The 17,019-nt window shown below is 61.0% G+C and carries 20 protein-coding genes and 4 pseudogenes; 5 read left to right on the top strand and 19 right to left on the bottom strand.

Annotated elements, in window-relative coordinates; translation table 11 throughout:
• Positions 1-105 precede the first annotated feature (105 nt).
• The 8 genes and pseudogenes from B0G75_RS37090 to B0G75_RS37065 all read right to left on the bottom strand — a co-directional run.
• Positions 106-599, bottom strand: a pseudogene (locus B0G75_RS37090) (transposase); the annotation flags it as partial.
• Between the two features lie 467 nt (positions 600-1,066).
• Positions 1,067-1,198, bottom strand: a pseudogene (locus B0G75_RS41715) (IS110 family transposase); the annotation flags it as partial.
• A 13-nt stretch (positions 1,199-1,211) separates the two neighbouring features.
• Positions 1,212-1,589, bottom strand: a pseudogene (locus B0G75_RS42145) (cytochrome P450); the annotation flags it as partial.
• Between the two features lie 80 nt (positions 1,590-1,669).
• Positions 1,670-1,998, bottom strand: a pseudogene (locus tag B0G75_RS42140) (IS3 family transposase); the annotation flags it as partial.
• Between the two features lie 79 nt (positions 1,999-2,077).
• Positions 2,078-2,602 (bottom strand): group II intron maturase-specific domain-containing protein, encoded by a 525-nt coding sequence (locus B0G75_RS37075; RefSeq protein ID WP_134143849.1) that lies wholly within the window; start codon positions 2,600-2,602, stop codon positions 2,078-2,080.
• A 118-nt stretch (positions 2,603-2,720) separates the two neighbouring features.
• Entirely contained in the window at positions 2,721-4,136 is a 1,416-nt protein-coding gene (locus B0G75_RS37070; RefSeq protein WP_219907314.1) for a recombinase family protein, read from the bottom strand.
• A 20-nt stretch (positions 4,137-4,156) separates the two neighbouring features.
• Positions 4,157-4,405, bottom strand: a complete 249-nt coding sequence (locus B0G75_RS41080) for a recombinase family protein (protein WP_219907312.1) — start codon at positions 4,403-4,405, stop codon at positions 4,157-4,159.
• Between the two features lie 143 nt (positions 4,406-4,548).
• On the bottom strand, positions 4,549-4,848 hold the full coding sequence (locus B0G75_RS37065) for a hypothetical protein (RefSeq protein WP_146142584.1): 300 nt from the start codon (positions 4,846-4,848) through the stop codon (positions 4,549-4,551).
• Between the two features lie 747 nt (positions 4,849-5,595).
• On the opposite strand from B0G75_RS37065, the gene B0G75_RS42135 reads away from it, so the two are divergent.
• The 5 genes from B0G75_RS42135 to B0G75_RS37045 all read left to right on the top strand — a co-directional run bounded on the left by B0G75_RS42135 (position 5,596) and on the right by B0G75_RS37045 (position 9,748).
• The gene (locus B0G75_RS42135) at positions 5,596-5,739 is read left to right on the top strand and encodes a hypothetical protein (RefSeq protein ID WP_121325239.1); all 144 of its coding nucleotides are present in this window, start codon (positions 5,596-5,598) and stop codon (positions 5,737-5,739) included.
• Positions 5,736-6,413, top strand: coding sequence for a chitooligosaccharide deacetylase NodB (gene nodB / locus B0G75_RS37060; protein ID WP_106285703.1), 678 nt, complete (start codon positions 5,736-5,738; stop codon positions 6,411-6,413). Before B0G75_RS42135 ends, nodB begins: the two co-directional genes overlap by 4 nt.
• Positions 6,410-7,768, top strand: coding sequence for a chitooligosaccharide synthase NodC (gene nodC / locus B0G75_RS37055; protein WP_106285702.1), 1,359 nt, complete (start codon positions 6,410-6,412; stop codon positions 7,766-7,768). Before nodB ends, nodC begins: the two co-directional genes overlap by 4 nt.
• Before the next feature lie 273 nt (positions 7,769-8,041).
• Positions 8,042-8,956 carry a nodulation factor ABC transporter ATP-binding protein NodI gene (nodI, locus tag B0G75_RS37050; RefSeq protein WP_106314630.1) on the top strand — a complete coding sequence of 305 codons (915 nt, stop codon included), beginning with the start codon at positions 8,042-8,044 and terminating at the stop codon, positions 8,954-8,956.
• Positions 8,957-8,959: 3 nt separating this feature from the next.
• Entirely contained in the window at positions 8,960-9,748 is a 789-nt protein-coding gene (locus B0G75_RS37045; RefSeq protein WP_106314629.1) for an ABC transporter permease, read from the top strand.
• An 80-nt stretch (positions 9,749-9,828) separates the two neighbouring features.
• Here B0G75_RS37045 and B0G75_RS41705 read toward each other — a convergent pair whose 3' ends face one another.
• From B0G75_RS41705 to B0G75_RS40935, 11 genes are all read right to left on the bottom strand, one after another.
• Positions 9,829-10,011 carry a hypothetical protein gene (locus B0G75_RS41705; protein WP_258194116.1) on the bottom strand — a complete coding sequence of 61 codons (183 nt, stop codon included), beginning with the start codon at positions 10,009-10,011 and terminating at the stop codon, positions 9,829-9,831.
• A 143-nt stretch (positions 10,012-10,154) separates the two neighbouring features.
• Positions 10,155-10,658 carry a DUF2325 domain-containing protein gene (locus B0G75_RS37035; RefSeq protein ID WP_243856887.1) on the bottom strand — a complete coding sequence of 168 codons (504 nt, stop codon included), beginning with the start codon at positions 10,656-10,658 and terminating at the stop codon, positions 10,155-10,157.
• Positions 10,659-10,711: 53 nt separating this feature from the next.
• Positions 10,712-11,044, bottom strand: coding sequence for a hypothetical protein (locus B0G75_RS40940; RefSeq protein WP_243856886.1), 333 nt, complete (start codon positions 11,042-11,044; stop codon positions 10,712-10,714).
• Positions 11,045-11,342: 298 nt separating this feature from the next.
• Positions 11,343-11,903 (bottom strand): nitrogen fixation protein NifQ, encoded by a 561-nt coding sequence (locus B0G75_RS37025; protein WP_106285698.1) that lies wholly within the window; start codon positions 11,901-11,903, stop codon positions 11,343-11,345.
• 11 nt (positions 11,904-11,914) lie between these two features.
• Positions 11,915-12,232, bottom strand: coding sequence for a ferredoxin III, nif-specific (gene fdxB / locus B0G75_RS37020; protein WP_106285697.1), 318 nt, complete (start codon positions 12,230-12,232; stop codon positions 11,915-11,917).
• A gap of 25 nt (positions 12,233-12,257) precedes the next feature.
• Entirely contained in the window at positions 12,258-12,458 is a 201-nt protein-coding gene (locus tag B0G75_RS37015) for a CCE_0567 family metalloprotein (protein WP_106285696.1), read from the bottom strand.
• A gap of 23 nt (positions 12,459-12,481) precedes the next feature.
• Positions 12,482-12,967: a NifX-associated nitrogen fixation protein gene (locus tag B0G75_RS37010; RefSeq protein ID WP_106285695.1), complete on the bottom strand. Its 486-nt coding sequence runs from the start codon at positions 12,965-12,967 to the stop codon at positions 12,482-12,484.
• Positions 12,960-13,373 (bottom strand): nitrogen fixation protein NifX, encoded by a 414-nt coding sequence (gene nifX / locus B0G75_RS37005; protein WP_106285694.1) that lies wholly within the window; start codon positions 13,371-13,373, stop codon positions 12,960-12,962. Before nifX ends, B0G75_RS37010 begins: the two co-directional genes overlap by 8 nt.
• Positions 13,374-13,395: 22 nt before the next feature.
• The gene (gene nifN, locus B0G75_RS37000) at positions 13,396-14,787 is read right to left on the bottom strand and encodes a nitrogenase iron-molybdenum cofactor biosynthesis protein NifN (RefSeq protein WP_106314628.1); all 1,392 of its coding nucleotides are present in this window, start codon (positions 14,785-14,787) and stop codon (positions 13,396-13,398) included.
• Positions 14,788-14,837: 50 nt separating this feature from the next.
• A complete protein-coding gene (gene nifE, locus B0G75_RS36995; protein ID WP_106285725.1) occupies positions 14,838-16,295 on the bottom strand; it encodes a nitrogenase iron-molybdenum cofactor biosynthesis protein NifE in 1,458 nt (485 codons plus the stop codon).
• A gap of 500 nt (positions 16,296-16,795) precedes the next feature.
• Entirely contained in the window at positions 16,796-16,957 is a 162-nt protein-coding gene (locus tag B0G75_RS40935; RefSeq protein ID WP_018423161.1) for a hypothetical protein, read from the bottom strand.
• Between the last annotated feature and the right edge of the window lie 62 nt (positions 16,958-17,019).

The following is a 17,019-nucleotide window of genomic DNA, read 5'->3' as shown; positions in this document are numbered from 1 at the left end:
CGTCATCTTCTGGTTCCTTGTCGCCGGCCATTATGACCGACTCACGCCCCAGCTTTTCCACTCAATGAACTGTCCGAATTTCCGGAGCCACCTCTCCTGGCGCGCAAGCTCTGCTACCTCCGCGCCTTCCTGTTCATTGGCTGGTGTCACGTGTACCGCCAGCAACTGTCGCATTATGTCCACCGCAATGTGTACCTTGCTGCGGCGTTTGCGCTTATAACCGTCATAGCCCGCACGCGGGCCGCTCTCGCAGGTCGACTGTATCGTGCGCCCATCGAGAATGACCGCACTGGGCTGTCCCCGACGGCTAGGGCCAGGCGTATCAGCGAGCGCAGGTCGCTCACCATGCTCTCGAAGCAGCCGGCCTGCAACCAACGTTGAGTTTGCTGATACACCAGTTCCCACGGTGGAAAATCATTGGGCAGCATCCTCCACGGCGCGCCGGCACGAGCCATCCAGCGCAATGCGTCAAACATGTCGCGCAGCTCGTATTTGCGCTGGGGCGCCTCGACGTCCATCAACGTCAGATACGGTGCCGCGAAACTCCATTCTTCGTCCGACACATCAGTTGGATACCCTTTGCGGTCTGCCTTTTTCATTCCTCTAGGATACCAGGTCGCGCTCAAAGTTCCTAACACGCTCTTCTATGGGGAACTGAAAGTCAAGCCCGGTTCACGATAAACATTCTGTTATGCGATGTAAGCCTCCTTGTTCGGTCTCTACCGCCAGCCTGCGCGATCACTTACCATGACCAGACGCAGGCTGGCGCTAAAGACCGGTGCGTGAAGGACGGTACCGACGCTCATCGCGTAAGCCTTGTTGCAGCCTGGCATGTCAATGTCATTCAGGTCAGGGTATCTGTTGGCCGGTCAGTGCCGGGTCGACCTTCTATCCGTGCCGACCTGACAGGCCGGTCACCTCATGCCGCGTGCGCGAAGCGCTGGAGCTACCCTGTTACCGACGGCGCCCCATCTAGGGAAACGGCCTCCCGCAGTGGGTAGCCCGAGCGTGTTTCGGGCGCGTTGACCTTTAGATGCTGTTGCTGCATCCGACGTCATTCAATCATTCAGGCCCTCACGGTGTTGACGTCGCGCGGCTTGAGTATCGCGCCAACGGGGATCTCGCCGTACTCGAGATAACGCCACAGGGCGATCGCCAGACGGCGTGCGAGCGCGACGATACCGATGCGCCGCATCCGCTTGCCGGTACCGGAGATGCTGACCCAGGCACACGTGGGCGCCGACGCTGAAAGCGAGATGCCGGTTCGGTTTGCGGTCGAAATTGAATGCGAACAGCTCAGGGGAGACTTGCTCGTCACGATTTGCCGAGCCATAGCGGAGCATCAGCCAATCGCCCTTGCGGATTGTCCGACCCCGGACGTTGGTGTCGGCAGTCGCTGTGCGCATGAAATGACGCACCGGCGATGCGTAGCGAAGGGTTTCATCGATAAACTGCGGAATCAGCGAACGATCCGCCTGTAGTCGCGGCAATAGCTCAGGGAAGCGGTTCAACGCCCACATCGCGACCGATATGGACGACGAAACCGTATCATGTCCTGCTGCGGCGATGATCACGTAATAGCTGCCCCGGTCTCTATGCATAATTACGCCGGCGTCAGCACGGCGCCGGAACCACGCCATTGATGGTTCGAGTTCGTCGTCGCAATTTACTTGCGCTTGTGGCGGGCTCGAATGCCATGCTGCGCCGTCAGCTTGCGAACCAGCTCTTTGCCCACGCGCACGCCTTGCGTGAGCAGTTCCTTCCACATGCGAGGCCAGCCGTACTCTCCCTTGGTCTGCGTGTGAATCGCCTTGAGGTTTGCGAGCAGTGCGTCGTTACTCACGCGGCCCCGGGGCGGCTTGGCCTCTGTGCAGTGCGTTGCCGGCGCTGCTGATATCCGCTTGGACTGACTCCCAGCACTTCGCATAGCACCGAGACCGGCCAGTGGCGTCGATAGCGCTCGATGAACGCGTACTTCACATCGACTCCTTGGCGAAGTGTCGAGTAGCCCGGCGGAACTTCCCCGCCGAGCCCTCACAGATCACGTACGTGAACCTCTCGGTTCATGCGGCTCTTGTCATCCAGCCGATGGCAATACCCCCAGCTTCCAGTGGTACAGGACGCCCGGGGCACGTTCCACCAATCGCCTGAGCCATATCCGGGCCCTAGCGCGACTTCGCTTGAAACGGCGGTACTTCCGCACCGCCCATTTCGCCAGAATGTCGTTGAGGTGGCCTATCACACGCTTGAACACGCTCATATAGAACGCCGCGTAGTAATTCCACCATCCTCGCAAGGTGGAATTGACCCACTGTGCAATATCTTCGAACGCAGCATCCGTCCAGCGGCCGATACTCCACACCCGCATTTGCTCGCGGATGCGTTTCGCGGCCTTGCTACTGAGCGCAGGACTGAAGCTGTCGAAGTAAATGCCGCGCTTGCTTTTGGCCAGCCGACCGCGGAAGGTGTATCCGAGAAAGTCAAGGCTCGTGTTGGGATAGTCCTTCTTGCGATACCCATTCCGGCAGTACACGATCCTCGACTTCTCAGGACGCAATTCCGGGCCACAGGCCTTTAGACGCGCACCGATTGCCGCATGCAACCGTCTGGCTTCGGCTTCGCTTTTACAGTGGACCAATCCATCGTCGGCCTACCGCACGAAGGACGTATCCGGAAAGTGCCTCGCCATCGAGGTATCAAAGGCATAATGCATATAGAGATTAAACAGTACCGGGCTGACCACGCCATGGACGCAAAAGGTAACTTTGGTCGGCGTGAGCGGCGTGCGGAGATCCAGGCAGGCGAGAGGCGCCTCCATTTCCGCCGGCGGGTCGCGTGGCGGTGGGAATCGAATGGCGAATGGTGATGCTGTCATCGGCAACCACCACCTCCTTGACGAGCAGTCTTGTGATGCGCTGACGGTCCTGAACATCAAGGGTGGCGGCACTGCTACGCAAACGCCCCAGGAACGCCGTTAGCGTTTCCGCCAGGCGTAGGTAAGCCGCCTGGTCGACCAACTGGGCACTGAGCCCGCGTAGTTCCTCCTGAAGACTCTGCTCGCGTTGCCGCAGCGCAGGCATGCGCCGCCGCAACTCGTTCAGCGAAAGCAGGTCCTCCTGGTACGCGGTGAGCAACCGGTCCATACGTTTCTGCGCTTGCGCCAGATCCTGCGTGACGCGGTCCTGCTGCCGCTTGGCCGGACTTGAATTGCGCGCCGTCTCAAGGCGCCGATTCAATTCGGTCTGGATGAGCGCGGGATCCTCCAGCAGGCGCACAATTTCGGACCACACGATGTGCTCCAGCAGATCCAGCCGGATGGGGCGCTGCTCACACCTGGCGTGGCCGTCATAGCGCCAGGCGTCAGCGCCCAGGCAGCGGTAGTAGGAGATCTTGCGCGCGCTACTGCGTGTCGAGGTCCGGTACAAGGCGTAGCCGCACTGGCGGCAGTGCACAAGGCCCTGGAGAATGCTGGGTTCGAGCGTTCGACGCGAAGCGTGCTTCCTGTTGCTTTCCAGGCGCTCCTGCGCCAAGGCGAACGTATCCGGGTCGATCAAGGCAGGAACCGGAATTTCGATCCATTGATCACGCGGCAGTTCGTGATTGGCACTGTTGCGAGCCGGCAGGCCGCCGCGCTGGCGCAACGTCCGATTGTTGGTGCGTTCTCGCGCGGCCTGTTGGGTCTTGCCGAAGCAGGCCATTCCACGATAGGCAGGATTGCGAAGGATGGCCCAAACAGTGGAGCGCTCCCAGCGTGCTGCGCCCTTTCTGGTAGGTACCCCCAGTTCGTTCAACCGGCGTGTGACAGCACCGATGCTCAGCCCCGCCACGGTATATAGCTCGTAGATCTGGCGGACCACCTGCGCTTCGGCGGCGATCACCGTATAGTCCGCGGCCTGCTCGTCGCTCTTGCGTTCGTAGCGGTAACCGTAGGGCGCGCCACTCAACACGCTGACCTCACCTTGCTTCGCACGGTGTCGCTTGCCTCGCCGCGAGCGTTCGAGGATCTGGGCCCGTTCGTACTCGGCGATCATGCCCTGGAACTGCAACAGCAACTGATCTTCCGGCGTACCCGAGTGCGGCGCCTTGATGAATATCACTGCCACCCCGTGACGGGCCAATTCCTCAATGAGCAACACCTGGTAGGCATATTTGCGGCTCAGGCGATCGGGGCGAGCGCCAGTACCGCCTGAATCTCGCCCGCCGCCGCCAGGTCGCGTACCCGCTCCAGTCCGGGCCTCACCAGGCTTGCACCGCTGTAGCCTTCGTCCTGGAAGACCCACTCATCCGGAACGCTGTAGCCTTCGCTTCGGGCAAACTCCACCAGCGCCGCCGTCTGACTGGCGATGGTCTTCTCCTCCTTCTGTTGATCGGACGACACCCGGGCGTAGATCGCGGCAACCTTCATCAGTTTCTCCACTCAGTCCAGTTTGCTCGCCAGTGCGGCGCACACGATCCGGCACCAGGATGTCATAGGCCTGCTCGAGCTTCCTTGCCAGCAGGCGGTCAAACGTATATTCCAGGTCAACGTGCCGACTGCGTGGACGTCGATCAGCCACGCCCGCCTGCCGTCGTTAGCAAAGCACAGACAGCACGCGTGAGCGTTTCGCCCATCGTTAAATCATTGGCCTGCGCATATGCCCGCAATGTGACAGCAACGGCCGCAGGAACCTTGAGCGTGATGGGAATGGTGGGCTCGGCCACGGCCACGGCCACTGGAGACGACAGGTGCTGCGCCTCCTGCAGGTAACGGTAGGCCTGGCGCCGCGAAATCATATGCTGCTCGGCCATGGCTTCGGCGGCCTCGTTGAGGCTGCGACCATCGGCAAGCAGATGAAAGGCGGCATTCAAACGCTGAGCCCTTTCGGAGAGAGTTGAGCGCGACATATGACATTTTTATATTACTTCTTGTGACGCAAATCAAGGACTGAATCGGACCGGCACAGCGGAATCTGCCGCTCAAACTCAAAGTTATCTTTTGCGTCCATGGCGTGACGACACCACCTTGCGGCGTGCCCTGCGTCCGCGACACCATTTCCTGCCCCCTCATCACTGGCGCCTTAAACCAGCGTTCCACGTACAGCTCCACCCATGTGCAACGAGCATGCTGCCGCACCGCTTCCATCATGAGTTCGTGATCAACATGGTCAAGAACCCCTCGATGTCGAGATCGAGCACCCAAGCGTAACGCCAGCATCGCTGCCGTGCAGCCGAAAGTGCTTAATGCGCCGACCGGCCAGGACGATATCCTTAGCCATCCTACTGAAACACCGGCTTCTCGACGGGTTTCAGATATCGTTTGGCTACCATCTGCGCGATTCTGTCCGACACCGTCGGGACGGTCATCGCGAACTGCACACACGCCCAACGATCATTTGGGTTGGGCAAGATCTAACATCCATTTCATCCACTTACTGTAAAACGCATTTCTCAACGTATCCACGTTATAGATGAAAGGTATAAACACAATCGATTTTACAAATCAATTGGTGTGTTGCACAGTGAAACCCGTCGTCGCGGAAATGGAAATCGAAGTTGATTGATCGAATACTTCATATTTATAAACCTAAGTAGTACGACAGATTTAGGTATGTCTCCATGATGCCCACACTTTCGGATGTATCTCTCGACACGCCACCTAAGCTTACCGAAACCGTGCCCGTCGCGGCCTTCCGGATGGGACGATCGACCGTGGAGCCGCCTACTGGCTCGATAATTGAACGAAACGGGCCAGATCTGTGAAGGTCCTCGATTGCGTATCCGAGGCGCGCGACGAGTGCCACGATCGCGCCGGACGTCGCGACGTCTACTTGACGTTTGACGACGGCCCTAATCCACTTTGCACACCGGACGTCCTCGATGTGCTGGCAGAACACCGGGTGCCAGCAACGTTCTGCGTCATCGGTGCGTACGTAGAGGACCACCCGAAGCTGATCCAGCGAATGATCGCGGACGGACACGAGATTGCCAATCACACGATGACTCATCCGGATTTGTCTGGATGCGAACCTGATGAAGTACGACGCGAAATATTGGACGCGAACAGGATCATCCGGATGGCGTGTCCCCAGGCCACAGTTCGGCATATGCGTGCCCCTTACGGAATATGGACGGACGAAGTGGTCGTTGAAACGGCAAAGGCGGGGCTGGCGGCTCTTGACTGGTCGGTCGACCCGCGTGACTGGTCTCGCCCCGGCGTCGATGCGATTGTCAGCGCAGTGCTGGCCTCTGTCCGGCCTGGCGCAATTGTGCTCTTGCACGACGGATGTCCTCCCGGCGAGTCAGGACGGTGCTGTCATGCTGGGCTGCGCGACCAGACCCTCATGGCGCTTTCCCGCCTGATTCCAGAACTGCATGACTGCGGATTTGTAATCAGCTCGCTACCCCAACCACACTGGCCAAACCGACATCTATGAATGCCATTGCCACAATCAACACTGCCGCAGTTTTGTTGTATACACTACTCTCGACTGTTTACAAAAGCGCACAGGCCCTCCATGGCCTACCGACGAGTGGTCCGGCGAAGTCGCCCAATGCCGCCGACTCCAACTTTCTGCCGGACGTGGACGTCATCGTGCCGTGCTTTAACGAGCGACCGAGCACGCTCTCGGCGTGCCTGGAGTCCATTGCAAACCAGGACTACGCCGGAAAACTGCGGGTCTATGTGGTCGACGACGGCTCTGGCAATCTCGACGCCGTGAGGCCGGTATACGATGCGTACACGCGCGACCCGAGATTCAACTTCATTGCGCTTCCCCAAAATATGGGAAAGCGCAAGGCACAGATCGCCGCGATACGCTCTTCATCCGGGGAACTGGTACTCAACGTCGACTCGGACACGACGCTGGCACCCGATGTCGTCAAGAAGCTTGTATTGACAATGCGAGATAGGACGATAGGCGCCGCCATGGGGCAGTTGACGGCCAGCAACCGGAGCGACACCTGGCTGACCCGCCTGATCGATATGGAGTACTGGTTGGCTTGCAACGAAGAACGCGCGGCCCAGGCTCGCTTCGGCGCCGTTATGTGTTGCTGCGGTCCATGTACCATATACCGACGGTCCGTGCTTCTTTTGCTATTAGACCAGTACGAGACACAATTTTTTCGCGGGAAGCGGAGCGACTTCGGCGAGGACCGCCATCTCACAATTCTCATGCTGACCGCAGGTTATCGGACCGAGTACGTTCCGGACGCCATTGCGGCGACAGTCGTTCCGGACAGACTGGGGGCGTATCTGCGCCAACAACTGCGCTGGGCGCGCAGTACTTATCGGGACACGTTGCTTTCGCTGCGCCTGCTGCCCTGTCTCGATCGCTACCTTACGCTGGACGTGATCGGACTGAATCTGGGCTCGCTATTTCTCGCCTTTTCGGTCCTAGCGGGGCTCGCGCAGCTCGCATTGACAGCGACAGTGCCGTGGTGGACTGCCCTGATAATCGCATCATTGACCATGATCCGCTGTAGCGTGGCATCGGTTCGCGCTCGCCAGATTCGATTTCTTGGCTTTTCTCTTCACACACCTATTAACCTCTTTCTCTTGCTCCCGCTGAAAGCCTATGCGCTGTGCACATTGAGCAATAGCGATTGGCTGTCCCGTGGCTCTGCAGGCAACGTATCGAACGTTCGAGAAAAACAGCTCGAGACTCCGGATCCGGTTACAAAGCCGAACGTGACTTCAGCGTCAAGCGCTGCGACTCCGCACCGTCGACCGGATCACGCGTGTGAGTCTTCAACATTAGCAACTTTTGACGAAGCATCCGATGGCAATTAGTTAACCGGACATATAGGATCTCGAATATTGCGCCACCCCAGAATCGCTCACCGTCGGCAGTCGTCCGCTTGAGTGCGATCGTCTCACGCAATGGCTCAATTGCCGTCTTCCCAACGCGAGTGCATTCACCGGAATCCTAGTACTCCATTGTCAGTAACTCTTCCGCATGGCAAGCGACGATCTTCTATCGGCCAGGGCGTTTTCAATCGGGCCGCGGCAGCAGAACGGCTTCTTTTTCTCTAAGACGAGCGCGTAATTTTCCTTCTTATCCCCATGTCCAAAGCAGCAATCAGCTTCGCCAGCGTAAGGAAGTCATATGGCGACAAGATCGTAGTCGACGGATTGTCGTTCAGCGTCGCGCCTGGAGAGTGTTTCGGTCTGCTAGGGCCAAATGGCGCGGGCAAGAGCACGACGGTGCGTATGGTGCTCGGCATGGTGCCGCCCGACGCAGGCAAGATCATCGTGCTCGGGGAGCCAGTGCCGGCGCGCGCTCGCTCGGCACGTATGCGCATTGGCGTGGTGCCACAATTCGACAACCTCGAGCCCGGGTTCACCGTGCGCGAGAACCTTCTGGTGTTTGGCCGCTACTTCGGCATGAGCACACGTGAAATTGAAGCGATCGTGCCGTCGCTGCTCGAATTCGCCCGCCTCGAAAGCAAGGTCGATGCGCGCGTCACCGAACTATCCGGCGGCATGAAGCGGCGGCTAATGCTGGCACGCGCGCTGATCAACGATCCACAGTTGTTGGTCATGGACGAGCCTACAACAGGTCTCGACCCTCATGCGCGCCACCTGATCTGGGAAAGCCTGCGTTCACTGTTGGCGCGCGGCAAGACGATCCTCTTGACCACCCATTTCATGGAAGAGGCCGAGCGGCTGTGCGACCGACTGTGTGTGCTGGAGGAGGGGCGAAAGATCGCCGAAGGCGGGCCTCGCGCGCTGATCGCAGAACAGATCGGGAGCCACGTGGTCGAGATCCACGGCGGCAATCCGCATGAGCTGCGCACGTTGATCGCGCCGCACGCGCAGCGTATCGAGGTTAGTGGGGAGGCCCTTTTCTGCTATGTGTCCGATCCGGAACGGGTGTGCATACAGTTGCGCGGGCGCACGGCGCTGCGCCTTTTACAGCGTCCAGCAAACCTCGAGGATGCCTTTTTGCAGTTAACCAAGCGCGGGATAAAGGAGTGAACGATGAGAGACTTTTATGCAGCAACCCTGCCCGCGAACGTGTGGAACTGGGTTGCAGTGTGGCGTCACAACTATCTGGCATGGAAAAAAGTCGCGTTTGCCTCGATTCTCGGTAACCTTGCCGATCCTATGATTTATCTGTTCGGCCTCGGCTTTGGTTTCGGGATAATGGTAGGTCGCGTCGATGGCGCATCTTATATCGCGTTTCTCGCGGCGGGTATGGTCGCGACGAGCGCAATGACCTCCGCGACCTTCGAAACGATTTACGCAGCTTTCTCTCGCATGCATGTTCAGCGCATGTGGGAAGCGATCCTCTGTACACAGCTCACGCTCGGCGATATCGTTCTCGGTGAACTGGCATGGGCCGCCACCAGGGCCTTTTTTGCCGGCATTGCCGTCATGGTGGTAGCCACCGTGCTGGGTTATGCCGCGTGGTCATCCATTCTCTACGCATCGCCTGCCATCGCCCTGACCGGCCTCGCCTTCGCGAGTCTGGCGATGATCCTCGCGGCGCTTGCACCCAGTCACGATTACTTCGTGTTCTATCAAACGCTCGTCCTCACGCCCATGGTGCTCCTGAGCGGCGTGATCTTCCCGATCAGTAAGCTACCTGCCGTTTTTTGCGACGTAGCGCGCTTCTTACCGCTGGCACATTCCGTCGACCTTATCCGTCCCCCGATGCTCGGACGCCCGGTGAGCTATGCTGCCCTGCATATTGGCGCTCTCTGCATTTGCACGGTGTTGCCGTTCTTCCTGTCAGTCGCGCTGTTACGTCGACGCCTCATGTCTTAATGCTGCGATGGCCAGTACGAATGAGTGGGAAATCACCATGTCATATCAACGCGAACGCTTCGTGCATCCGCGCACGCGCCTTATGCGCCGACAATATCCCCGCAGCCCGATATGCAACGGAAGCGAGTCGCGATGTGGCCGAACAGCAGCGCCAGCGCGCTGCTGTTCGCGTACGACCTGTAGTTATGCTCGGCGAGCCACACCTCGTGGTAGCCGAACGTCTGGGCGGCAGGCGCATTACGAACGGTTTGCGTCAGGCGCATCGCGCGTCGCCGTCGGGGTTCTCGACGTTGAGGAAAAGGCCGTAGCGTTGTGCGGAGTCCGACATGGCCGGCCCTCTCGTGGAAAGACCACGTCAAAGGCAGTTTTGCGCCCACATCTCGCGCTATGTAAAGTCATGACGACGTCAGCCATGCCTCAGGCAGAAGCGCGACGCTGCGACCACGCCGTGCGGCTGGGCAGGCCGAGCCCGCAACACGCCCGCAATGAAGCTCGTCACGCTCGACGAACGCAAAGCGGACCACGGCGCGCGGTGACGCGCGCACAACCGCCGCAGCGCGACCAGCGAGTCCGGGTCGATCAGATCCAATGGGCACAGCACCCGGTAGGCGCCTGACAGCAAAGCCGCGAAGCCTTCGGCACGGCCATCGTCGTCGATGGTCCCGGTGTGATGAACGAACTCGCCTCCGGCCGCTTCCACCAGCGCACGCAGCACGGCGTTGATGCTTGGCCGCCCGCCTACATAAACCCATCGACGCCCGCTCAATGCGCGCGTCAATGCGCGGCCGTCGAGCAGCGCCTGCTCAACCGCGAACAACTCGCGCTGCAGGGTCGCGACATGTGCCCGCGCGCGCTCCAGCGACAGGCTCGCACTGCTTTCGGGAAGGCATGCGCCGCGGTTCTGATTCATGACGGGCTGCGCTTCGGATTGCACCGTTACGGCAACGGCAGGCGGCATGGGTCTCATGGCGAGCGCCTCGTGGCATGGCCCGCAAGCCGTTCGCCCGCTGCCGGGGTGAGAAACCAGCTACGCACCGTGTCGTACGTGTAGCGCGTCCGGCCGGCATGACGAGCGTGCGGCGCCAGCCGATGCTCGGACAGCGGCTCCGCCCAGCCCACGAAGTCGGCCACCCGCGACGCGACACAATCGAAGCGGTGATCGAGGCGTGCAAACAGCGGCATAAGCCTGAGCCGCTGCAAGTGGTACAGCGCCAGATCGCGCAACCCCGCTTCGTCGCAGATCGCGAGTAACCGGTGCAGCGATTGCGGCAGCGCGGGCACGCAGGCGGGCGGCAATGCTCGGGCGCGCTGCCCTTGCTGCTGCGACTGCGCAACGGGCCATTGCAGCGTCAGGCAGCAGACCCGGGTGCAGGGCGTACAGCGAGGGCGGGGCCCCGGGGACGCAGCAGGTCGGAACGAATCCATAGATGTGTAAGGTTTGTGGTTCGATTTCTCGGTTGAATGCCTGAATAGATAACGATGAGCATGCTTAAGCAAGTCCTGCGCCCTCTCACTGTGAATCTACCGAAGAAGCCTGGCAAAGCGGACCGGCGACGCACCTGCTCAACGGGGGGCGCGAGCCGGGCATTTTTGCCTACTCCGCTCCAAAGCAAAGCGCATGATCCGAACAGACGCCACAACTCGGCGCCTTGCAGATGAACAGGCCCTCGCGCTCGCACAGTTGCTTGTAGAAGAACTTCTTCCACTTCATGTCATGCGTATTCTTCGCGGCCAGCCGCGGAAACCAACGGCTAATCAACGCGGACAGCTCGCGCCGCGACGGCAGAAGCAGGTCTTGCCAAAGGTGGTTTTGCCCGAGGCTCGCGCAGGCCAAGGCATGGGCCACGCAGTTCGCCTCGTCTGCCGGGCCGGCGCGCGGATCGGCATGGTGATTGAGCAACGCCACCAGATCTTCGAGTTCGTCGTCACGCGGCATCGTGGCGGGCGACAAGACGTACGTAAGACCGAGCGCCGGCCCGGCACCCGGGAACCAGCGCGCGAGCATCCGGCGCGTCTGGTCGGCGTCCAGTCCGGGCATCGGCAGCACATCAACGCCGTGGTGCTCGAACCCGCTCGACAGCACGCCGGCCAGCGCCAGCACGGTGGGATCACCCGCATCCACCGCGCACGCCATCAGGGTTGCATAGGCGTTCATCGTGGCATCGCTCAGAGAACGGCCGCCGCGTGCGTGTAGCACTTTTTCGGGCAGATCTTCGCGCACGCGGTGCAGCCGACGCACAGTTCCCGATGCACGATAGTCATCACCTTCTTCTCGTACTCGTCGTCTTCACCGTCGCCGTCGCCGTCGCCGTCCAGCGCGATGTGCGCGCCGTCCTCGTCAAGCCCGACCAGTTGCAGCACGCCACGCGGACAGACACGGAAACAGCGTCCGCAACCGATGCATTTTTCTTCGTCGAGCCTGTTGACGAAGGTCGGCGTCCAGGTGGCGCCGCTCGGCAGCGTAACGCTGAAGGTATCGCTCATGACGTGGCTCCGTGGCTTCGCTGGTTCAGGCCGCTGCCGCAGCGGCAGCCGTGCGGGCTGTCATCAGCGCGGCGTGGGCGTCATGGCAGCGCTGGGCGACAGCGAGAATGTTCTCCCAGTTGGTCGGGAGTTCCTCTGAGAGGTCGTGCAGGTCCAACTTCGCCTGGGTCGCTTGCGCGTTGAGTTTCTTCAGGTGCGCCTTGAGTTCATCGGCATCGGTGCTCATCGTCTCGGTCCCTCACGATTCCTTCAGGCGCCGTACTGTGCGACGGCGGGGTACGTCCGGATCACCTCGACCGCTTCGTCGAGAAGCTTTGCGCCCGCCTCGGCGAGCTTCTCCAGCGAAGCGAAGCCGAACCGGTGTACGTCGCGCAACTGCTTGTTGACGACAACGAGCCGCCCCGCGAGCAAAACCATGCGGCCGAAGCCCTCGTGGCTCATCTTCATCATCGGCGAAACCATGTGGCCGGTCTCACGCTCGATCGCCACCGCAATCGCGCTATAGAAAAGATCGAGCCGCCACAGCGTTTCGGGGTCGGGGTCGCCCATGATCGGAATCGCGCGGCGTTCCTCCGGCGTGTGGATGTACGGCTTGAGCAGTTGCAGGTCGGTCTTTCCGTCCCACACGCCGTGGGTGTCCTGCGCGCGCAACTGCCTAACGAGCTGCTGCACGAACGGTGCGACCAGCAGCATTTCGTCGCTGGCCTTGGACGGAATTGCGGATGATTCAGCCATGGGATACCTCATCGTCTTCAAAGTCGTATACACGTTCGCCATCCTTCGCCAGCGCCTTGCGCAGCCACGGCGGCGGCGTGCCCTTCAGCACCTGTTGCAACTTGCCGAGAATCTCCCCGATGGACTCGGGCCGCGGCACCTTGATCGGGTGAATCTTCAGCGCAACCACTCGAGCCGCGGCCGAGCCGCCGATTGCGGCGACGTACAGGATCGCGCAATCCTTGACGGCTTCGAGCTTCGGCGCGAGCTTGTCCTCGTCGCCGTCCTCTTCGAGCTTGTCACCAAAGTCGAACGCCTCGACAAACTGGTAGCCGTCCGGTGTGACGTTGTAGGTGACGATGCTCCTCGCCCAGCCAAAATGCGCATCGACGAACTGCCTGTCCTGGGTGGCGAACGCGATCTTCATGCTGTGTGCTCCTTTAGGTGGGTCAAGCACCGGCCGCGACGACAGGAATGTTCGCTTCGCGCGCCGGATCGCGCGCGGCCAGATCGATAGCGGCCTGCGGCAGCGGCCAGTCGCCCGGATCGTGATGCGGAATCTGCTCGATCATCAGGTTGGCGATCTCAAAGATCAGGTTCATCGTGCCGCGGTAGCCGACGTAGCGTCGATGTGCGTTTCCAACCCGGTCGAAGACCGGAAAACCGATCCGGAAGAGCGGCTTTTGCAGGTGCTCGGCCATCTGCCTGCCGTGCGAATGGGTGATCAGCAGGTCGCAGTCCGCCGCAGCGCGCTCCATGTCTTCGAGATCGCCGATCACGACCTGATCAGCGGGCAGCAACGCGTGCGCGGGCGATCGCGTCGTGCTGATGCAGCAGCGCAACTGCGCGCCCATCTCGTGCAGCATGCTGCCGACCGCGAACAGCAGATCGGGCTCTGCGCCGATCGCGACCTTGATGCCTCCGGTGTAGAAATGGCCGTCTAGCATTGCATCGAGCAATTGGCTGCGCTGACGCCGGTATTTCGCGGGAACGGGTCGTCCGGAGCGCTGCGCGAGCAATTGCAGCAGACGATCGTTGGGTTCCAGTCCGGTGAGCCGCCCGAACACTTCGAACGGTGTGCCGGCGATAGCATGCAATGCCTCGGCGCCGTCGCGCGTCTGCTCGCCCACGCCGATCGTAAATGCCGATGCACCCGCGGCCCGGATCTCCGCGAGCGTGGTACCGCCCAGTGTGGTGCCGCGCCAGTCCGGCGCGATATGGCCGTCGAGCGAGCCGGAAATGTCGGGCAGCACGATGACATCGAAGCCGAACGCTTCGATGACCTCGCGCAGTTCGTCGATATCGCCAGGCGACAGATGGCTGCCGGGCAGCAACGTCACCTGATTGGCCACCGTTGGCAACGCCTTGACCAGCGCGTTGACGATGCCGGTAATCGCATGCCGGTAGCCGTCTTCGAATGCGCCGACATAGTCGGGGGTCGACACATAGACGATCTCAGTGTCGTTGAGTTCGGGCTTGCGCTTGCGCACGGTAACGAGATAGCCGTCCACGTCGTCGCCCTCGGTCTCGGTGAGACCTGTTGAACAGATCGCGATGACCTTCGGCGCAGCGCGCTTGCGGATGTTGAGCAGCGCGGCCTCGATGTTCTCGTAGCCGCCGAGCACCGCGGTGACTTCGTCCATGGCTGTCGTCTGCAGCGGGATCGCCTCCCTGAAATGGCGCACCAGCAGCACGAGGCCGAACGACGTGCAGCCCTGCGAGCCGTGCATCACGGGCATGCAGGCATCGAGCCCAAGGAACGCGAGGCTCGCGCCCAGCGGCTGGCTCATCTTGAGCGGATTGACCGCACAGGCTTTCATAGATTCGACGACATCGGCCATGGCATGTTCTCGAGTTCGGGGGCGTCAGTTCGGTACACCGGGTTCGAGGCTCATCGCCCCCACCCCGCGGCGCTCGACAGCGGGCGTGCGGCTTGCGCCTGGATCACACCGAGCGCTCCCCCGTCGTCGCCCCACGGAGCAGGGATCCGCACCTGTTGCCACACCGGGTTGTAGATCGCGCGGTCGATCTCATGCACCAGCTCGACGATCCCCTCGTAGCCGCCATAAGGGTGGTGGCGTTCCTGATTGATGTCGAGCCACGGTATGCGGGCCTTCAGTGCGACGAACTGTGAGCGGCCACCCGACAGCATGATGTCGGCCCGCGCGTCCCTGAGCATCGCGTACATCTCCCGCGGAGTCATGCCGTCGATCATGTGGGCGTCGTCGCGCATGATCTCCCTGATCTTGTCCTTGTCTTCCTTAGTGCTCTTCTTGACGCTGGTCCCGACGATTTCAAGCCCTGCTTCCTGCAGCGCGGAAACCACCGACCAAGACTTCACGCCACCGGTGATGAGCAACACCCGCTTGCCGGTAAGGCGCGCCTTGTAGTGCGCGATGCGCTCCCACGCGCGCGCTTCCTCGGCGGCGATCAGGCGCTCGGTCCGCTCGAGCAGATCGTCCGGCGCGCCCTGCTGCACGAGCAGGCTGGCGATATGGCGCAGCGTGTCGCTCATATCGCCGATCCCATAGAACGAGCCCTCGAAGTAAGGGATGCCGTAGCGCCGCTGCATCTTTGTCGCGATGTTGATCATCGACTTCGAGCAGACCATCATGTTGACCTTGGCGCGATGCGAACTTGCTATCTCGTTGTAGCGCCCGTCGCCGGAGATGCACGAGAGGATACGGATGCCTAGCGCGTCGAGCAGCGGCTTGGTCTGCCAGAGTTCGCCCGACAGGTTGTATTCGCCAATCACGTTGATGTCGTACGGCGTCGTGTACTCGGGCTCGCGCGTGCCGATCACATGGTTGAGGATCGCCTCGCCGCCAAGCTTGTTGCCCAGATTCTTCGGCCCGGCGAAACCGGGGGAAATGACCGGAATCACCGGCTTGCCAAATTGTTCGGTGGCGCGCTTGCAGACTGCCTCGATGTCGTCGCCGATCAGCGCAGTGACGCAGGTCTGGTAGACGAACACTGCGGGCGGATCGTATTTCTCGATGATTTCGCGCACGCTCCTGAACAGGCGCTTCTCGCCGCCGTACACCACGTCGAGTTCGTTGATATCGGTGGTGAAGCCGGTGCGATAGAGTTGCGAACCGGACGAAGCGGCGTGCCGGTTGTCCCAGGAGTTACCTTCGCAGGCAATCGGCCCGTGCACGAGGTGTGCGACGTCCACCACCGGCTGCAAAGCGATCTTCGCGCCGTCGAACGCGCACCCGCCTGCGGCCGAACCCGGCGAAAGCTGCTTCGTGCAGCCCCTTTTGCGTTCCTTCTCGCTCTTACCTTGGTTCTTGTCGCAACCCGGCTCGTCGAAAACTTCGGCGATTTGGGCATTGAGCGAAGCAGACATGACGTGCTCCTGATGGATGGACGTTTCTCTAGTGGCAAGTTCCATACCACCGGGAAACGCCTTGAAAACGTGCCAATTGGCGCTGAAGCAGTCGCTCGCGCGCATCGTCATGGCGAGTTTGAACGGTTTGCGACAGACGGTTCGCGACACAGAAAATGACAACACACGTTCACTGCCTGCCTTGCCGTTCCCTATTGAGCAGGACCCGTGCGATCGCATTCGCGCGCGCCTCCAGCAACGCATCCGGCCTCAAGGGTTCGCGAACCGCCAGGTAAGCAGTCAGCGCGCGGCGCATCCGTGGAGCTTTCGCGTAGTCCGTCTACCATGACCGGGATACGCCGCAAAGTCGCAGAGACAGACTTCCAGCAAGCGCTCGAAGCGCTCAGGCCTGATCTCGGCCGGTACGCGTTCGAGCAATGCACCGAGCGCGCCTGCGCCCATATCCCGAACGATCTTCCAGTGTGTATGCGCCATTCGCGCCGCCTGCCCCGCTGGGCGGCTCAGTCGTCGTCGACCAGCGCGAGCAGTTCGCGCGGCGTTACCTCGTCATTGATCTCCGCGAGGCTCAACGGGTCGGACGCCGCCACCTCGCGCTCAAAGTCGTCGTAGGCGAACCACGCACGCAGCGGCACTGAGTCAGACTGCTCGACTACATAAATCATGCCCCGCTCCCTCGCTGAGGTTCGTCACGCAGGCGAGCTGTAGCGGCTCGATAACATAAATC

The sequence above is a fragment of the Paraburkholderia sp. BL18I3N2 genome (assembly GCF_003001875.1).
Taxonomy (GTDB): domain Bacteria; phylum Pseudomonadota; class Gammaproteobacteria; order Burkholderiales; family Burkholderiaceae; genus Paraburkholderia; species Paraburkholderia phytofirmans.
Note: the sequence above shows the minus strand (reverse complement) of the source record. Positions and strands in the feature narration are given on the sequence as shown.